We start from the raw sequence: 15705 nt of genomic DNA, 5'->3' as shown, positions 1-15705 counted from the left end.
AGATATTCTTATGCAGGTTGTCATCATTAATGACCATCGTTATGAAATATAACCATATGATTATCTGATATCAGCAGCGGTTACATGAATAAATCACGCTGACTGGTTATCTGTTTGATAAAGAACCAGGCGAAGGATCATTCGTACAACATCGCTTTTCCATGGGTTAGAACATAAAAAAGGCTTTCGTGTAAGTACGAAAGCCTTTTATTGTATATAACTGTAGGATTAAAGCGTGTTATCTGGCGCCTGCATTACCACCCAGACTCATAGTAGGAATAGGCAGTCTGAAGCCCACAAATACATAATGCGCACCATAAAACAGGTTATACGCCCAACCTACCTGCAAATAATCATGTAATGTGGAGGCTACCACGCCAAGGCCTAATTCGGGTACATCGTCCTTATCAAAATCAGGAGAAGACACGTGTAAACCAAAGTTCAGGTCCAGCAGGTTATTCGGCAGCGAAGAATTACGTTTCCATTTTTGACTCATCCCCAATATCCCTTTAAACAGAACGTTATAATAAGGAGCCATCTGGACATCCTTTTCGATCTTCGTTGTCTTTAGCGGATGTGCGAAGATCACGCCGACAGTCGCCTCTATATGGGCAAGAATACGGTATAAGGTCAGACTATGCGTTTCTTCCATCAGGTTCCTTTTCGAACTACCGTTGGTCACCTGCATTTTGATCACTACCCTGTCGCCTGATTCCCGATAACCGGAATAAAGCAGGTCAGTGGTAGCCTCTGAAGGGATATTCCCTAAAGCCAAGGAAAATACCTTGTCAGAGAAACGGAGCGCCAGTTCTGCGAGCTTTCTTTCTTCTTTACCGAATTGCAATACATCATCGGGAATCACCATATCAGCCAGTGCGGTCACTTTACCGGAAGCCAGCGACAACAGATTAGCACATTGCGTCTGTACAGCTGCGGAAGCTGCCGGAATATCTGTTTTTATGGCTGTCAGCAGCCCTTTCATTTTGGTGAATTCCCCATTTATGCTTGTAACGTCTGACTGCAAACGCGACATAAATCCGGATAATTCAAACTTACTGGTATTATCGAGGGCCTGGTAATACTTCACTTTTTCATTCAGCAGGGACTTGATCAGTTCTCCCTGTGCCAGTGCCTGCTGTATATCTGTAATGATCTGTTCATCCTGCAAAGTGCTCAGTACCTTCTCTCCTTCTTTTCTGAAGTCTTCGTAGTCTGCTTTCAGTCTTTGCTGCAGGATATCGGTGAACTGCCGTACATATTCGCCCCGTAGGATCTCATTGACATTCATTTCCCGCTGCTGACTGCTTTTTACCCATTTCTGGATGTCTTCCAGCTGGGAAAGCTGTGCGTCAGACAGAGTGAACTTCCAGCGTTGCACTTCATAGTACTCTCCCTGCGGATTATCATCCAGTCCGTTGAAATGCAGCGGAGAAGGCTGGTTATTATGCATCAGCCATCCACCGATCTGTACGCGGACATCGTTGTAAGCACCGCCATCAGTCAGTTGCTTTTCCAGATCGGCAATACGCTTATTCAGGGCGTAGGTGATACCTCCCCATATATCGGTTACATCGTCGTAGGCTTCGAAGTAATCACGCGTAGCCGGATCACGGTCAAAGACAGTGGTGATTTCCTGGGCAATAGAAGAAGTCTTTTCCAGGAAGGCCGGCAGACTGTTTTTATCGCCGCGTACATGCTGGCGGACAGCATCTTCCATTCCTTTAGCCCATATATCAACCTTTCTTGTTCCTTCATATAGTACATTGAGGAGGCTAACGGCATCTTCTGGTAGTGGATTACCAATACCCGCTGTATTCACCTTCCGGATAAACGCAGAGCGGTCAAAACGGATGGTCAGCCGGCTATTGATATCGGCGTTATTTTTATTGTCGTAGGTTTTATTATTCTGGTCTGTTTCCCGGATAGTCAGGATAGACTGTGCAACAGCACTGCTACCTAACAGTACAGGGAACAGTATGGCACATGGCAATAGTAGACGTCGCATATTGGATTTTCATTAAGGTAAACAGGGCCTCAGCCATTGGCGTAAGCAGTCATGACAGCGGTATGCATACTACCTCTGCCTTTCATAAAACGAGCTTTGGTAACGCCTTCTGAAATAACGTTCCTGAATGGAGAAATAGACAACAGCACAAAACTGTCATAGTCGGATGGCTTGACACGCGGATGCCATTCCATTTTCTTTAGTACCGGAAGAATGACCTGGGGATTGGTCACCCGTAAAAAGATGACCATGTCATACATTCCCATTCCTGTTTTACCGATCCTGGACCTGATAAAGTTGGCTGTATCATTTGCTTCAGCAGCCACCTCGTCGTCTCCCAAAATCAGTAATAAAAGCTGGTCAGGTTGATCCAGCAGATCCTGAAAAACTTTTAGTGCCTCGGCTTCGGCTGTGGGAAGCTCTACATAATTTTGCATTTACAGTTTGTTAAGTGTGTCAGCATTGGGGGGAAAACATGAAAATAGATAATTAAACGGGAATTCCAATATTATAACACAAAAATTCTAATATATAAGACACCGTATGAATAAAGTTTACAGACAGGGAGCAAAGGGCGCTTTATTAGATGAATATGAGCGGGTTATCGGGGAATTGCAACAAACGATAACAGGCCTCAGCAACAGGGAGTTAACAACAGTTACTGACCCTCATACACAGGACGACAACTGTCGTTCTATACAAACGGTCCTGTCGCATGTGGTCAATTCTGCGCATAGCTATGCGATCTATATTCTGCACGCCTACGGTTATCAGATGGTGAGACCGGAGAAACGTTACCATCCAACCGTAAACGACTATATCAGGGAGCTGCAGGAAGCCTTTGCATTCACGCAGATGGTCTTCCAGGATATTAAGGACAGCGAACTGGAACAGCCGGACAACGATAAAAAGATCCTGACCCGCTGGGGGCAGATATATGATATCGAGCAACTGATGGAACATGCCATCGTACATGTGATGCGGCACAGGCGGCAGATTGAGCAATTCAGGATCATACTGGGGACGGTATCCTGAAAGAAGGGCAAGGCTGTCCACCTGACGGAAGGACAGCCTTACTACATCATTCTTCCACTACTTAATCGAGTCGCGCAATAATCCCCCAGCCGTAGAAGCTATTGGCGATGCCGATGAGCAGTTCGTTATCGCCTTCGTTCAGCGGAACGCTAAAGGCTGTATTTTCAATGGAACACCTGCCTTCAGGCGTTTTCATGATCGGCATACCGTACAGGTTCTTGTCCACATACAGGTATTTACCATTGATAAATACCCATACTTCATCACTGAAACCCAGGTTAAGCTTTTTCAGTTGTTGTTTCTCCGCATGGATGCTGGTCTTCAGCCATACGATACGACGTTCCTTACTCATCCCAAATTTGCGGGTCAGGTTCACCAACCCACCTCTTTCTGTCCAGATATCCTCCCAGGCCGCTTCCTTTGCCGGCATAAAACTGCTGCTGAAGTCTACATCTTTGGTTGTCACCAGGGGACTGGTAACTTTCCATGCACGGAGATAACGCGGATCACTATCGGTAGGGTCAGGCGATTCAACAGGAGAAAGGCCACCGGTATCACCTGGCCGGATCACGAGATTAGCAATGATGACCTGGCCTTCAAAACCGATACTGCCATGTTTTGCATTGGCTTCCAGGCGGGGAACCTTTAGTGCAGCACGGGCGGTATCATTGATGTATACCCACATCTGTTTTCCGGAGATGACCAGTTTAACGTGGTTCCATTTCCCCCTTTCATAGGTCGCATTACCCTGATAACCTGGCAGCATGTCCCAGAGGTTGACACCTGCGATAAATGGCGCATACTGGATGGCATCCATGGCCATGTTATTACCGGCAGCTTTGGTACGGAAGTAAAAGCATTCCCTTTCATCTGTGGAACTTTGTCTGAAGTACATGGATGTAAAACGCGGATCAACGGGGTCCATATCGTACTCGATGGTCCCGTCGGTGAAATCTATCCCTTTGAGTACGGCCGAGCCGTCGCTGCTTGTTATTTTCATGGCAGGGACAGATTGCCAGGTCAGGAATTCAACGGAGTTAGGTTTAACTTCCCAGTTGTCGGGCGTTAATGCAATACTGTTTCTTTGTGGTGCGGATAATGATTTGCCCTGTTGTCTGCTCACCCTGGGTTGTGCGGCGGCAATAAGGGAGCAAAGCAGCAATACTAAAAAGGCGGATGTCTTGTACATGGTCTGTCGTTTTAAGTTTTCAGATGATAATGCCGCAAAGCTGAATAATAAGTAACTTGACATCAATTCAAAGAATGTTCAAGTTTGTGCAAGTCTGTTCACGGAGATAACAAACTCATTATCAAATGGAAAACAATTTAGAAACAGATCACATACAATATTGTCTAACACTGGCAGAGAAGCGGTTCAACCGGGGTAGCAGTGACAGGTGGACGACCTATGATTTTGAAAAACTGAGTGAATCCATCCAGGAAGTAACCGGCGTTGTGTTGAGCGTGACCACTTTAAAGCGGTTATGGGGGAAATTGTCTTATACGAATACGCCGGCAACGACAACGCTGAATACCTTAGCCCGATATGCCGGTTTTGAAGACTGGAGTTCATTAAGAGCACAACCAGAGCCGGAAGAAAAACAGGAAAACGAACCGGTGAGGATCATTCCTGCAATACCCGCTACCCCTCCACAGGAGGAAAGGCGTCAGGGACGGCGTTGGCCTTTATGGGGATTGGCCATGTTGCCGCTGGCTTTTGTGCTGTATCTCGGACTTCGTTCAGACGGCCGGACAACAACCCCTGACCGGCGTGCGAACTATCAGTTCAGCAGTAATAAGACCGTCCTGAAAGGGATACCGAATTCGGTAATTTTCAGATATGACGCCAGTGCTGCGGGTAAGGATACAGTGTATATCTCTCAGTCATGGGACATCAGCCGGAAATTTGCGGTCCCCAAAGACCAGAAGGAGTATTCCTCCATTTACTATTATCCCGGTTATTTCAGGGCGAAGCTGATGGTCGGGAAAGAGATCGTAAAGGAACATGATCTGATGATCAGTTCCAATGGCTGGCTGGCACTCGCCGATCAACAGAAGGTGCCGGTTTATTTTGCAAAAAAGGAATTCCTGCGTGATAGTATCGTGATGGTGGACAAAGAGATGCTGGATGCCTATAATATTCAGATGCAGCCGGAGCTCCCGGACCTCCGTTTCTTTTATGTGGAAGATATGGGCGGACTACGGAGCGACGATTTTCGTTTTGATACCAGGATAAAAAGCACTTATAGTATAGGCGCGGCTGCCTGTCAGCGGATAGAGGTATTGATCCTCTGCAAGAACGACGTGTTTATTATTCCGCTATGTGCAAAGGGTTGTGAAGGAGCGCTTTTTCTGCGGGCGGGTAACCGGTTTCTGGAAAGTAAAGATACTGACCTGTCAAAGTTTGGCAGGGATCTCCATGAGTGGGTACGGCTGCAGGTGGAAGCGAAAGATAAACAGGTGCGGATCCTGGTCGATGGAGAAGTAGCCTGCGCTTTTAAAGCGGATTATATGGCTACGGATATAGTCGGTGTGCAATATCGGTTTCAGGGACCCGGAGCGGTAAAAGACACCCATTTTTCAAACGGGGAACGGGTGATTAACTTGTGATGCTTTCGGTAAATTTTCCTACATTTAAATCATTAACCCTGCTTACACACAACTGATAGTTTTCACGTTTCAAACCCTTAACAATTCCATGATGACAACTGATGAGATTATCAAGGCACTTACCTCCTTTGAGCCTGACGGGCGTTCTGATGATGACAATATCTCTTATTTCTACGAACTGATGGACGCGCTGAAACACAATGCTGATAAAGACAAAGCGATAGAACCTATTTTCCGGCTGATAGAAAAGCATCCGCATCTTGATTACGGCTCTCCCGGACCACTGGCGCACACGCTGGAATCCTTCCATGAATTCTATCATGAACCGCTTTTTGCTTCACTGGACAGACGCCCTACCCCACTGACGGTATGGATGCTGAACCGGCTGACAAACGCCGATCAGAACTACCTGGAACATAAGACACTGGTGGAGAAAATGCATTCATTGCTCCAGCATCCGGAGCTGGATGATGTAACCAGAAGTGCGATACAAGACTTTGTGGATTTCCAGGACCATCCTGGTGAGGAATAGGCGCGAAGGCGTCACAGGAAAGTATACTCAGGAGGGGCGATCCTTCTGACATCTACACCATGAATGGCTTATCACTGTCCACCGGTTCTCAGGTCAGGAGATACTATTCCTTCTGGCTTTCACACCGAGTTGCTGCAGATGCCAGATCATATCATCAATATATGGTCTGTCTGTAATGCGGTACTCGATGGTTTTGCCATGTGTTTTAATCCGCATAAAAGTGCCTCTTCGCGGACCGCTGAAGCGGGTGAACTGGACCTGTCTGATCGCCGACAACGGAATAACCGTAGTAGTACCTGACAGGTGTGTCAGGGGCTTCTTAACCACCAGTTTGTCGCCATACAGATGGAAGGTATGCGGCGTAAAAAGGATCCAGCCGGCAATTAACAGGAAGAAGAGCGCCATGGTGAGCTGGCCGCCCCATGAAGTGGGTGACATGAGATACATACAGACGATGGCCGCAATGACAGATATTGTGGCAAAGGATATGCAGATCAGCAGATCACCAAAAAAAAGATTCGTCTCAAATAAAGGTAGGGACGATGGTTCCTCCGCCGTAGCGGACGGATGTGTTACAGTTTCGGACATCGGAAAATCAGGTTACTCCTAATTTAACGAAAAAAAAGACCATTCTCTGATAAAGAATGGTCTTTTTCTTTTTTACCACCAGATGTTGTCTTCTGATTTCACCAAAAGGAGGTCTTGGGCTTCCCATTTACGACGCCATTTCACCGCGATTTCACGGGAGATCTCATAGATGCTGTGCTAAGGGCAGTAGCCTGGGTACCGGCCGGGGTTGTCAGTTGGTCCTGCATGTTGTGTGGTTTTAATGTTAACAGGCATGTCATATAAAATATAATCTTAATTGAATAGAGCAGGAAGGGAAACGTCTGCTGTCTTTCCATTGTGCTGTCCGTTTTAAAGGGGTATTAAAAAACTTAAGGAGAAAGCAGCTATCAGACAGCAGCAATTGCGCTATAAAAGACCACTCCCGTCTCTCTGGCCATTGATCCAAAAAACATCCCCAATTGTACATTTCAACTTTTCCATTTCCGTTCTTATGGCTTTTATAAAACTTTATTTGGAACATTCGTTCCACATACTTAATTTTACATCCGGAACGATCGTTCCAAACAAACAAAGGGAAATTTAAATCATCAACAACAACTCACAATTAAATCAAGTTTTATGAACAGGTTACAGAATAAAGTGGCAGTAATTACCGGCGGTAACAGCGGTATTGGTTTTGCAACAGCACAGCTTTTCATTGCAGAAGGCGCACAGGTGATCATTACGGGCCGTAATAAGGAGTCAGTGGACAAAGCGGTTGCAGAACTGGGTCAGTCAGCAAAGGGTATTGTCTCTGATACAGGCAGTATGAAAGACATCAAACAGTTACAGGCACAGGTAGCAGCCATACATCCGGTGATCGACATTATATTCCTGAATGCAGGCGTAGCAAAATTTTCCCCTATTGAAAATGCGGATGAGGCTTTCTTTGATGAACAGTTCAACATTAACGTGAAAGGTTCTTATTTCACCGTACAGCAATTACTGCCTTTACTGAAAGAAGGCGCTTCTATCGTACTGAACACTTCTATCAATGCACATATCGGTATGGCGAATGCCGCTGTTTATGCAGCGAGTAAAGCGGCGCAGTTAACGTTGATCAGAAATCTTTCCGCAGAATTCCTGAGCAAAAAGATCCGCGTGAATGCCGTAAGTCCTGGTCCGGTTTCTACACCGCTTTATGGCAAACTGGGTCTGTCCGAAGAGCAATTGTCTGCTACTGCCAGCGGCATATTATCCAGCATACCTATGGGCCGTTTTGGTACGCCGGAAGAAATCGCAAAAACAGTCCTCTTCCTGGCTTCTGATGACTCCACTTTCCTGCTGGGTGCTGAGCTGATTGCAGACGGTGGCATGAGTACATTATAATTTTTTTTCGTACATTTGGAACGACTATTCCAAACAAACTATCGTACGATGCCTAAAGAAGTATTATTCAATGAAGCAACAGTGTTACAGAAAGCGACCGAATTATTCTGGCATAAGGGATATAACGGTACGTCGATGGATGATCTTACCAGGGCAACAGGATTGAGTCGTTCCAGTTTGTACAACTCTTTTGGCGACAAGCACAGTCTGTTCATGCGTTGTCTGAACTATTATTTGTCGGATCAGGAGAAATCGCTGATGCAGGCTGTGGGCGGGACCAGTTCTCCTTTGAAGAAAATAAAGATCGCGTTTAAATACATGGTGGATGTTATCCTGCGGGATGATAAAAGGGATGGATGTCTGATGGTCAATACCACAACAGAACTTTCCAATGTAGATGAAGAAGTGGGTACGTTGGTGTTACAGAATACAGACGCCATGGAACATCTTTTCCAGCAATGGGTAAAGGAGGCGCAGCAACAGGGTGAGATCAGCAAAACCTTTACGCCGCAGGCGATCGCAAAACATCTCTTCAATACGTACAGTGGTCTGCGTATCAGCGGACAGGCAAGACCGGATAAGAAGTCGCTGGATGATATTGTGAAAGTGGCACTTTCCGTACTCGGCTAAACGGGCATCATACCTATTAATATATATTTACCGAATTTAAGGGGAAATAAAAAGTCTTTTATTTCCCCTTAAATTTTTATTTCCCATTCAGTTCCATTAACTTAGAAATAACTTAAACAGAAAAATATACCTGCTACAGAGTTAAAAAATGTTTCCCTGAAGTAATTACCAGTTCCATGAAAAACAGAATGCGCTAACTCCACTTTTTTGATGTAGTCATACATTTTGTAATCTTTTATCATTTATTATTCACCCAAAAAAAGCACCCCTTATGGCAGATGCGTACATAGGCGAGATAAGAGCCTTTGGATTCAATTTTACACCTACGGGATGGCTTCCCTGTAACGGCGCCATCTATTCCATTCAAAGTAATCCTGCCCTGTTTTCAATCCTGGGTACCAATTACGGCGGTAATGGCACCACTACTTTCGCGGTTCCTGATCTTCGTGGTGTTGCAGCGATAGGCATCAACCTGCAAAACCCTTCATTCGGCGTACCCGGGGTAAAGGGCGGCAGTGAGAACGTCACGCTGACAACGGCCACCATACCTGCGCACACGCACATGATGCAGGCAGTTGTCCGTACCAGTCTGGCACAAACGGCAGCGGCTATTTCACAACCAGGCCCCAATGCATATCTGACGAATGCGTTCAGTAGCGGGCCAGGCAAAGGTGTTGTTGCTTATTCCAACAATACTTCAGGCGCCACATTAAATCCGCAGGCTATCGGTATTGCAGGCGGCGGCGTCCCTCATAATAACATGGACCCCTATCTGGCAATGACCTACTGTATATGCGCCAGTGGTGTGTTCCCTCAACACCCGTAAGCATTTCACCACATTTCCTCACCTTATCTTCATCTTAAACCATGGAAAACTATCTCGGAGAGATCCGTTTGTTCCCTTATACACACATCCCCAGAGGCTGGGTATCCTGTAGCGGACAAACACTGGCTATTGCCCAAAACCAGGCGCTTTTTGCATTACTGGGCGTCTACTATGGCGGCAATGGCACTACTAACTTTATGTTACCCAATCTAAATGGCCGTGCGATTGTCGGTACAGGCCAGAGTACCACTGGTACGGTCTATAATATCGGCGAAGCCGCCGGTACGGAAACCGTTACACTAGTGCCTAATAACCTGGCTCCACACTCCCATCCTGTGAAAGTGAATGTTTCTTACGATCAGGGTAGTCCCAATACAAACTACTTCGGTAACGCAAACACCCCCAGCAGTCCGACACAACCGGGACAAAACACCGGCACTGTCAATCTCTTTGCCCCTGCGACGACCCCTCTGGTAGAGATGGCTCCTTCTGTAACAGCAACGGGCGGTGGCCTTCCGCATGATAACAGGATGCCGTACCTGACCCTTATCTACTGCATCGCAACACAAGGCATATTCCCTTCACGCAACTAAATGTCAAACCTCTAAAAAGATTTTATGGATAATTATCTGGGAGAGATCAGATTATTTGCGGGCAACTTTGCGCCTGTGAACTGGTCCGTATGTAATGGAAGCCTGCTAGCCATCAGTCAGTATGATGCGCTATTCAGCCTGATCGGTACACAATACGGCGGGGATGGCATTACGACCTTTGCCCTGCCTGATCTGCGTGTAAGAGTACCAATCAGTATCGGTCAAATCTCCCCTACTGGCGGTAGCGGCAACTATATCCTCGGCCAGGCAGCTGGCAGCCCTAATATTACGCTGCTGACAAGTAATATTCCCAATCATACACATCCGCTGATGGCAGTCAATACCACTGCCACTACCGGCGATCCTGTCAACAACATGCTGGCTGCTACAAATGGTAATAACAATACCGGTCCAACTGCCTATCCGGATGTCAACCTGTATACCACACTTCCTTTGCCAGGCGGTGGTACAACCATTCCCAATGCCCTGATGGACCCTGCTTCTATCACCCCTATAGGTGGCACACAGGCACACGACAATATGATGCCATACGTAACAATAAATTATATTATAGCTTTGTACGGTATCTATCCAAGCTCTTAAGACAAAATATGAAAGTAGGAATTATAACAGGCAGCGATTATTTCATTCCCCTCGCCTACACACTTGCAAGCCATGGCATGCAAGTGTGTATTTTCTTTTCACCGACAGAAGACATTGTCGCTCAACAGAAAGTACAGGCATTTATCCATACCACCAAACTGCCCATGCAGACGGAAAGAGACCCTGATACAGACGTCTACTACTGGCTGGAAACGACCAGGCCGGAAGTCGTATTTGTCTACGGATACCGTTATCTGCTGGATATAAGGCGTTTCGGGGGAATACCCGCTTTTAATATCCATAGCGGTCCGTTACCTTCCTTCCGCGGACCATCACCTGTATTCTGGCAACTAAAAACCGGACAACCCACACTGGGATTCACCATACATGTACTATCTGAAAAATTTGATGCGGGTACAGTCGTATGGGCAAAGAGCATTCCGGACCAGCCGCATTATCACTATGCCATGGTCAACCAGTTATGTGCACAATTCTGCATTGAAGGCGTCTGGACTATCATGGGAGCCATACAGCAACGCCTGCCGCTTCCCGAAATTAATAACGGAAATACGCCTGCGAAATATTACAAACGGCCACAGCTACAGGATGTGATGATCAATTGGGAAAAGATGACGCCAGTTGAGGTAAGTAATCTGATACGGGCATGCAATCCATGGAACAGAGGCGCTATTACGATCTTTAACGGACAGGAATTAAAACTGATGGACGGCACCCCCACAGGAACACAGACGGATGCTGCTCCTGGTACCATACTGGTACAGGATGACATCTTCCATATTGCCTGCGCGGGCGGCACAACCATCAAAACAAACATGCTGTACCTGCAGGATGGATATATACCCGTTTATTATGCAGGTATGTACGGCATACGGCAGGGTATTAAACTGGGATAAGTCTTAACTTAATTCTCCAAATACATCACCGCCGAAGTACCAGTAACCAAGTGTTACCTCATTAATGGGGAGCACTGTCATGTCAGGGGATTCCCAGGTAAGCAGATGTGAAGATATATCGTTTTTCATCCGGCACTGACTTCCCATTCGGCGGCAAAATCTGAACCGGATCCAGCTTCGCCAAGTGTAACGTCATGAATGGGTAGTACGACCATTTCTGGCGTTTCCCAGGTAAGTAGCAGTTGTTGCGTATTGTTTTTCATTACGTGAGTCAGGATTAAGTGGAATGGAAGAAAATGGATTACTGTCTGGAAACCCAGACAGTAATAAATCAGACACTGATTTCGGATCCGAAATCTGTACCAGCGGCTCCTGCGCCTAATGTAATTTCATTAATAGGAAGCACTGTCATATCAGGTGTCTCCCATGAGGTCTTTAATTGAGTTGTTTCGTTTTTCATATGTGATATTAGATTGGAATGAACTGAAGTTAAGAAAAGTTTCCATCAAACAGATACCCATTTTTTTGCAGAACAGAAATTACCTCGCTACATATAACACCCTGTATCAGTCTGATAGCAGATAATTCATTACCGTCCGCCAGCTGAGACATGGCAGGTCCCGAGAGGTATTTATCGAATGCCAGCGCGTATTCAGGCGATTGTATGATCGCGCCCGTTCGTGGTATCCCGGCCTGGCTGCGCGCCATAAAATCAGGCGAATACTTGCCTTTATCCTTTCTCCAGATTACTTCATCAGGAACAATGCCTTCCATGGCATGTCGTATCAGGCTACGTTTATGACCGTTATACACGAACATCTGATCGGGCACATCCATCATGTACTCCAGCACGGTCCTGTCGAGCAGCGGGACAGCGGAGATGATACCATATGCTTCATTCCGGTTCGAGAGCAGCGCCGGCAATAATCCAACACGGCCATTCGTGACATTATCCATCATAGCAGCGAAAACATCTGTTACCGGACGCAGATCGATCATCTGTTTATATTTGCGGATAAATTCTTTACGTAATGCGGTACCGTTGAGCGATTTTCGTCTCCCTCCCCGCAATGCACGATAAATGGAAGTCTGAGCGGCCAGTTCTCTTTTAACGATCTGTAAGGGATGTCGTTGTTCCTGTTCCGCAAACTCCATGATCAACTGATAAACCAGCTGATAACGGCCTGCAGCAAGCATATTGTAAATAACAGTATGCCCCTGCCACGATACCCAGTGATCGCCTCCGTAACCGGTGAACAGGACCCCCACTCCTTTTTCCTTTGCTGCCCGCAATATTGCATGGTCCATGTAGAAGAATGGATTGGGAAATGTTCCGTCACGGTCAAATGCATCGCTGATATCATCAAACGGACCACAGGCAGGCGCATCTACAAACGTTGGAATGATATTCGGACAATGCCGGAGTATCCGTTCTATATAGGCTCTCTCATCCTTTCCCTGTGCCGTTTCTGGCAGTACTGAAGAGAATGCATATAAGGGCTTGTTGACGGCGGCCAGTTCCTTTGCCAGCAAACAGGCGATCGAGGAAGAGTCCAGTCCGCCGCTGAGTGTAATACCTATCGGACGGTCTGTGCTGATCCTGTTCTTTACCACAGTTGTAAGCAGGTTCCGCATTTCCCAGGCACATTCTTCTCCGTCATCAAAACTGTATTTACCCGGTGATGGATTCCAGTAGCGTACCTGCCGCATACACCGGTCTTCCAGGGTCAACCCATAGCCTCCCAATAACGCATACACATACTTTGTATGTGTGGCCACGGGATCGCCATCACGGAAGTGGTAAGTAATGAGACTTTCTTCATTGAAATAATGCGGTAATGGTTTTACTGCCAGCAGTCCTTTCTGCTCTGTACAGAAAATAAACATATCCGGCGTATCATAATAGTAAAGTGATTTGAAACCTACACGATCTGTTGCCAGAAACAACCGGTTATGCTCCCGCTCCCATATACCAAAAGCAAATTCTCCATTGAAATAATACACGCAATGCTGTCCCCACATACGGAACGCTGCCAGCAATAGTTCTATATCGGTCGCCTCTTTGGGTGAGTTGGTGAGTTTACGTATATAGGGACCATTATCAATACGAATATCCGCTACTATGACCAGATCATCTGTTACAAGCGGCATCGGCCAGGATTTATCTGCTGCCTTAAATGTCAGCATACACTGCCCCAGCACAACATTCTCTTCATGCCAGCTGCCTTCTCCATCTATCGCACGGTGTCGCATGGCACTGGCCATGATATGCGCAGTTTCCTGCGATACCGGATCTCCATTCTTATGTATAATACCATAGATCGCGCTCATGGTTCAGTTTTTAAAACGTGCGATAACTGTATACTGTTCTATTCCTTTTGCCCCTGTGATGATGACGCCTTCTGATTCCAGCCAGGCATGTGCTTTCAGCTCTGTGCCGGCCTTATTGACACCAAAGAAAATAACACCGGGCATTCTTCTGTAACGTAGCATCAGTTTACCTGCCAGGGCCTGTTCAAAACACTTCGTACGCCAGGGAGCGCAGGATGCTGCTCTGGTGATAGCAGCCCTGATCCGTTGCGGCCGCAGGGAAGAAGGTAAAGCAGCCGTATCTGTATAGATAGATTCCCCCAGCATGGGCGCTATTTTCCGGAAAGGCATAAATAGCAGCATCGCGCGTGCCACGCCCAGGTACATCCAGGCTTCTGCAAACAGAAAAGATGCTTTAAATATGCGTTTCATTTTCATAACAAGGCTGTTACCGTGTTCAGCAAATGTTCCGGGTCACAAACCGAGGGACGTCTTATCAGATGTGTCTCTGCGTGTCTGGTCATTGCGCTGATCGTATCAAAACACAATGCCCGGGTAGCAGGTTGCCGGAATAACACCTCTTTATAGATATGTTGCACAATATGGGTAAAAGCTTTACTCCCACTTAACGCTTCATGCTGAATTTTATCGACCTCCCCTGCAGAGAGCAGTATTATTTTTCTGACAGGATAATGCTGTGTATCAAAATGCTGGTGAAAGAATATACCATATTTCTCCATACCCGGCATTACCGGAAAAGAGCGGTCATTCCATTGCAGAGTTTGCAGGGATTGTTCCCAGAGTTTCAGCATGGGATAAGACGCTATTCCCCGGACGCAATCGTCATCGGGCAATTGTCTTAAGACAGTGACATCATCTGTAAAAATGCGGTATCCTCTTTCCTGCAGGCCCGCAAGCGTGGTAGACTTACCCGCGCCTGAATGTCCGCTGATCAGTGTCAGTCCATCTTCCATCACAATACCCGCAGCATGCAGGGGCAGCTGTTTGCGTTGCTGTAATATACCCGCCATGGCGCCAGCCAGTACAAACATCCGTAAGAAACGGTCTTCTACTTCTGTTGTTAATGGGGAAATAATAACCCTGTTACCATCAGCGATATAATAAGACGCAAGATCTCCCACCGTAAAGATCAGTTCACGATCATTCATATAATACGTAATACGTCCTGTACTGAAAGTGGCTGTCGCATAGATTTGTGGAATTACATCGATTGTAATGGTTACATCTGTATGCGGGGATGATGCAGGCATCAGTTCAGGGAATTCAATTCCGGACGAAATCAACAGGCCGAAGCCCCAATATTTGTGCATGTAGGTTAAACTATTTCGGGTCATTTTATGTTACCAATACTATATACACGCAACTTATCATTAATGTTTAAACATATGTCACAAAGTGTACAAACGTCCCTCTGTAAGGAAACGATCGTGCGACGAAACGAGCGAAATTTCCTGGTAAGCCGCATTGGAGAAGAAGTCGTCCTGATGGACATCCATAACGGACAATACATAGGTCTCAATGCTGTCGGCAGCGCTATCTGGGAAAAACTGGAACAGCCTGTAGCTATTCATGATGTCGTAAACGCACTGATGCAGGAATATGCGATCAGTATGCAACTCTGCGAGCAGGAAACCCTTCTTTTTCTTCAAAAGATGATGCAGCACAGGATGCTGATTGTTGATTAACCT

Annotated in this window: 19 protein-coding genes; 10 read left to right on the top strand and 9 right to left on the bottom strand. The window is 46.4% G+C overall.

What is annotated here, in order from left to right; all coding sequences use genetic code 11:
- Positions 1-238 precede the first annotated feature (238 nt).
- Complete coding sequence (locus BMZ72_RS02400) at positions 239-2005, bottom strand: hypothetical protein (protein WP_143087572.1); 1767 nt, start codon at positions 2003-2005, stop codon at positions 239-241.
- 29 nt (positions 2006-2034) lie between these two features.
- Entirely contained in the window at positions 2035-2442 is a 408-nt protein-coding gene (locus BMZ72_RS02395) for a hypothetical protein (protein ID WP_089804890.1), read from the bottom strand.
- A gap of 106 nt (positions 2443-2548) precedes the next feature.
- On the opposite strand from BMZ72_RS02395, the gene BMZ72_RS02390 reads away from it, so the two are divergent.
- Positions 2549-3040 (top strand): DinB family protein, encoded by a 492-nt coding sequence (locus BMZ72_RS02390; RefSeq protein WP_089804888.1) that lies wholly within the window; start codon positions 2549-2551, stop codon positions 3038-3040.
- Between the two features lie 61 nt (positions 3041-3101).
- Here the strand turns inward: BMZ72_RS02390 and BMZ72_RS02385 are convergent, their stop codons facing one another.
- Entirely contained in the window at positions 3102-4229 is a 1128-nt protein-coding gene (locus tag BMZ72_RS02385; protein ID WP_089804886.1) for a hypothetical protein, read from the bottom strand.
- A 125-nt stretch (positions 4230-4354) separates the two neighbouring features.
- Between BMZ72_RS02385 and BMZ72_RS02380 the strand changes: the two genes are divergently transcribed.
- Positions 4355-5650: a hypothetical protein gene (locus BMZ72_RS02380; RefSeq protein WP_089804884.1), complete on the top strand. Its 1296-nt coding sequence runs from the start codon at positions 4355-4357 to the stop codon at positions 5648-5650.
- 88 nt (positions 5651-5738) lie between these two features.
- Complete coding sequence (locus BMZ72_RS02375; RefSeq protein ID WP_089804882.1) at positions 5739-6182, top strand: hypothetical protein; 444 nt, start codon at positions 5739-5741, stop codon at positions 6180-6182.
- Between the two features lie 93 nt (positions 6183-6275).
- On the opposite strand, the gene BMZ72_RS36240 is transcribed toward BMZ72_RS02375, so the two are convergent.
- Entirely contained in the window at positions 6276-6770 is a 495-nt protein-coding gene (locus BMZ72_RS36240) for a hypothetical protein (RefSeq protein WP_143087571.1), read from the bottom strand.
- A gap of 600 nt (positions 6771-7370) precedes the next feature.
- Between BMZ72_RS36240 and BMZ72_RS02360 the strand changes: the two genes are divergently transcribed.
- From BMZ72_RS02360 to BMZ72_RS02335, 6 genes are all read left to right on the top strand, one after another.
- Positions 7371-8120, top strand: coding sequence for an SDR family oxidoreductase (locus tag BMZ72_RS02360; protein ID WP_089804876.1), 750 nt, complete (start codon positions 7371-7373; stop codon positions 8118-8120).
- 48 nt (positions 8121-8168) lie between these two features.
- Positions 8169-8750, top strand: a complete 582-nt coding sequence (locus BMZ72_RS02355) for a TetR/AcrR family transcriptional regulator (RefSeq protein ID WP_089804873.1) — start codon at positions 8169-8171, stop codon at positions 8748-8750.
- 271 nt (positions 8751-9021) lie between these two features.
- The gene (locus BMZ72_RS02350) at positions 9022-9576 is read left to right on the top strand and encodes a phage tail protein (protein ID WP_089804871.1); all 555 of its coding nucleotides are present in this window, start codon (positions 9022-9024) and stop codon (positions 9574-9576) included.
- A 41-nt stretch (positions 9577-9617) separates the two neighbouring features.
- The gene (locus BMZ72_RS02345; protein ID WP_089804869.1) at positions 9618-10169 is read left to right on the top strand and encodes a phage tail protein; all 552 of its coding nucleotides are present in this window, start codon (positions 9618-9620) and stop codon (positions 10167-10169) included.
- A 24-nt stretch (positions 10170-10193) separates the two neighbouring features.
- A complete protein-coding gene (locus BMZ72_RS02340; RefSeq protein ID WP_089804867.1) occupies positions 10194-10772 on the top strand; it encodes a phage tail protein in 579 nt (192 codons plus the stop codon).
- Positions 10773-10780: 8 nt separating this feature from the next.
- Positions 10781-11686, top strand: coding sequence for a methionyl-tRNA formyltransferase (locus tag BMZ72_RS02335; RefSeq protein ID WP_089804864.1), 906 nt, complete (start codon positions 10781-10783; stop codon positions 11684-11686).
- Positions 11687-11689: 3 nt separating this feature from the next.
- Here the strand turns inward: BMZ72_RS02335 and BMZ72_RS36900 are convergent, their stop codons facing one another.
- The 5 genes from BMZ72_RS36900 to BMZ72_RS02320 form a co-directional block, all read right to left on the bottom strand.
- A complete protein-coding gene (locus BMZ72_RS36900) occupies positions 11690-11815 on the bottom strand; it encodes a hypothetical protein (RefSeq protein ID WP_255373080.1) in 126 nt (41 codons plus the stop codon).
- Positions 11812-11949, bottom strand: a complete 138-nt coding sequence (locus BMZ72_RS36770; protein WP_218155191.1) for a hypothetical protein — start codon at positions 11947-11949, stop codon at positions 11812-11814. The genes BMZ72_RS36900 and BMZ72_RS36770 overlap by 4 nt, the downstream gene beginning before the upstream one ends.
- A gap of 226 nt (positions 11950-12175) precedes the next feature.
- Positions 12176-14017, bottom strand: coding sequence for an asparagine synthetase B family protein (locus tag BMZ72_RS02330; RefSeq protein ID WP_089804862.1), 1842 nt, complete (start codon positions 14015-14017; stop codon positions 12176-12178).
- Positions 14018-14020: 3 nt separating this feature from the next.
- Complete coding sequence (locus tag BMZ72_RS02325; RefSeq protein ID WP_177222658.1) at positions 14021-14428, bottom strand: lasso peptide biosynthesis B2 protein; 408 nt, start codon at positions 14426-14428, stop codon at positions 14021-14023.
- Between the two features lie 2 nt (positions 14429-14430).
- Positions 14431-15267: a phosphoenolpyruvate carboxykinase (ATP) gene (locus BMZ72_RS02320; RefSeq protein WP_143087570.1), complete on the bottom strand. Its 837-nt coding sequence runs from the start codon at positions 15265-15267 to the stop codon at positions 14431-14433.
- Positions 15268-15402: 135 nt separating this feature from the next.
- On the opposite strand from BMZ72_RS02320, the gene BMZ72_RS02315 reads away from it, so the two are divergent.
- The gene (locus tag BMZ72_RS02315) at positions 15403-15702 is read left to right on the top strand and encodes a PqqD family peptide modification chaperone (RefSeq protein WP_089807171.1); all 300 of its coding nucleotides are present in this window, start codon (positions 15403-15405) and stop codon (positions 15700-15702) included.
- The last annotated feature ends 3 nt before the right edge of the window (positions 15703-15705 follow it).

The organism is Chitinophaga sp. YR627, from assembly GCF_900114995.1.
GTDB lineage: Bacteria > Bacteroidota > Bacteroidia > Chitinophagales > Chitinophagaceae > Chitinophaga.
The sequence above is the reverse complement of the archived record's forward strand: the minus strand, read 5'-3'. Positions and strand labels throughout refer to the sequence as shown.

What these genes read in the sequence shown, in the direction of transcription:
- BMZ72_RS02375 (WP_089804882.1), top strand. Translation starts at nt 5,739, where the DNA reads ATGATGACAACTGATGAGATTATCAAGGCACTTACCTCCTTTGAGCCT.
- BMZ72_RS02325 (WP_177222658.1), bottom strand. Translation starts at nt 14,428, where the DNA reads ATGAAACGCATATTTAAAGCATCTTTTCTGTTTGCAGAAGCCTGGATG.
- BMZ72_RS02340 (WP_089804867.1), top strand. Translation starts at nt 10,194, where the DNA reads ATGGATAATTATCTGGGAGAGATCAGATTATTTGCGGGCAACTTTGCG.
- BMZ72_RS02400 (WP_143087572.1), bottom strand. Translation starts at nt 2,005, where the DNA reads ATGCGACGTCTACTATTGCCATGTGCCATACTGTTCCCTGTACTGTTA.
- BMZ72_RS02330 (WP_089804862.1), bottom strand. Translation starts at nt 14,017, where the DNA reads ATGAGCGCGATCTATGGTATTATACATAAGAATGGAGATCCGGTATCG.
- BMZ72_RS36900 (WP_255373080.1), bottom strand. Translation starts at nt 11,815, where the DNA reads ATGAAAAACGATATATCTTCACATCTGCTTACCTGGGAATCCCCTGAC.
- BMZ72_RS02320 (WP_143087570.1), bottom strand. Translation starts at nt 15,267, where the DNA reads ATGCCTGCATCATCCCCGCATACAGATGTAACCATTACAATCGATGTA.
- BMZ72_RS36240 (WP_143087571.1), bottom strand. Translation starts at nt 6,770, where the DNA reads ATGTCCGAAACTGTAACACATCCGTCCGCTACGGCGGAGGAACCATCG.
- BMZ72_RS02355 (WP_089804873.1), top strand. Translation starts at nt 8,169, where the DNA reads ATGCCTAAAGAAGTATTATTCAATGAAGCAACAGTGTTACAGAAAGCG.
- BMZ72_RS02385 (WP_089804886.1), bottom strand. Translation starts at nt 4,229, where the DNA reads ATGTACAAGACATCCGCCTTTTTAGTATTGCTGCTTTGCTCCCTTATT.
- BMZ72_RS02315 (WP_089807171.1), top strand. Translation starts at nt 15,403, where the DNA reads ATGTCACAAAGTGTACAAACGTCCCTCTGTAAGGAAACGATCGTGCGA.
- BMZ72_RS02350 (WP_089804871.1), top strand. Translation starts at nt 9,022, where the DNA reads ATGGCAGATGCGTACATAGGCGAGATAAGAGCCTTTGGATTCAATTTT.
- BMZ72_RS02345 (WP_089804869.1), top strand. Translation starts at nt 9,618, where the DNA reads ATGGAAAACTATCTCGGAGAGATCCGTTTGTTCCCTTATACACACATC.
- BMZ72_RS02335 (WP_089804864.1), top strand. Translation starts at nt 10,781, where the DNA reads ATGAAAGTAGGAATTATAACAGGCAGCGATTATTTCATTCCCCTCGCC.
- BMZ72_RS02380 (WP_089804884.1), top strand. Translation starts at nt 4,355, where the DNA reads ATGGAAAACAATTTAGAAACAGATCACATACAATATTGTCTAACACTG.
- BMZ72_RS02360 (WP_089804876.1), top strand. Translation starts at nt 7,371, where the DNA reads ATGAACAGGTTACAGAATAAAGTGGCAGTAATTACCGGCGGTAACAGC.
- BMZ72_RS36770 (WP_218155191.1), bottom strand. Translation starts at nt 11,949, where the DNA reads ATGAAAAACAATACGCAACAACTGCTACTTACCTGGGAAACGCCAGAA.
- BMZ72_RS02390 (WP_089804888.1), top strand. Translation starts at nt 2,549, where the DNA reads ATGAATAAAGTTTACAGACAGGGAGCAAAGGGCGCTTTATTAGATGAA.
- BMZ72_RS02395 (WP_089804890.1), bottom strand. Translation starts at nt 2,442, where the DNA reads ATGCAAAATTATGTAGAGCTTCCCACAGCCGAAGCCGAGGCACTAAAA.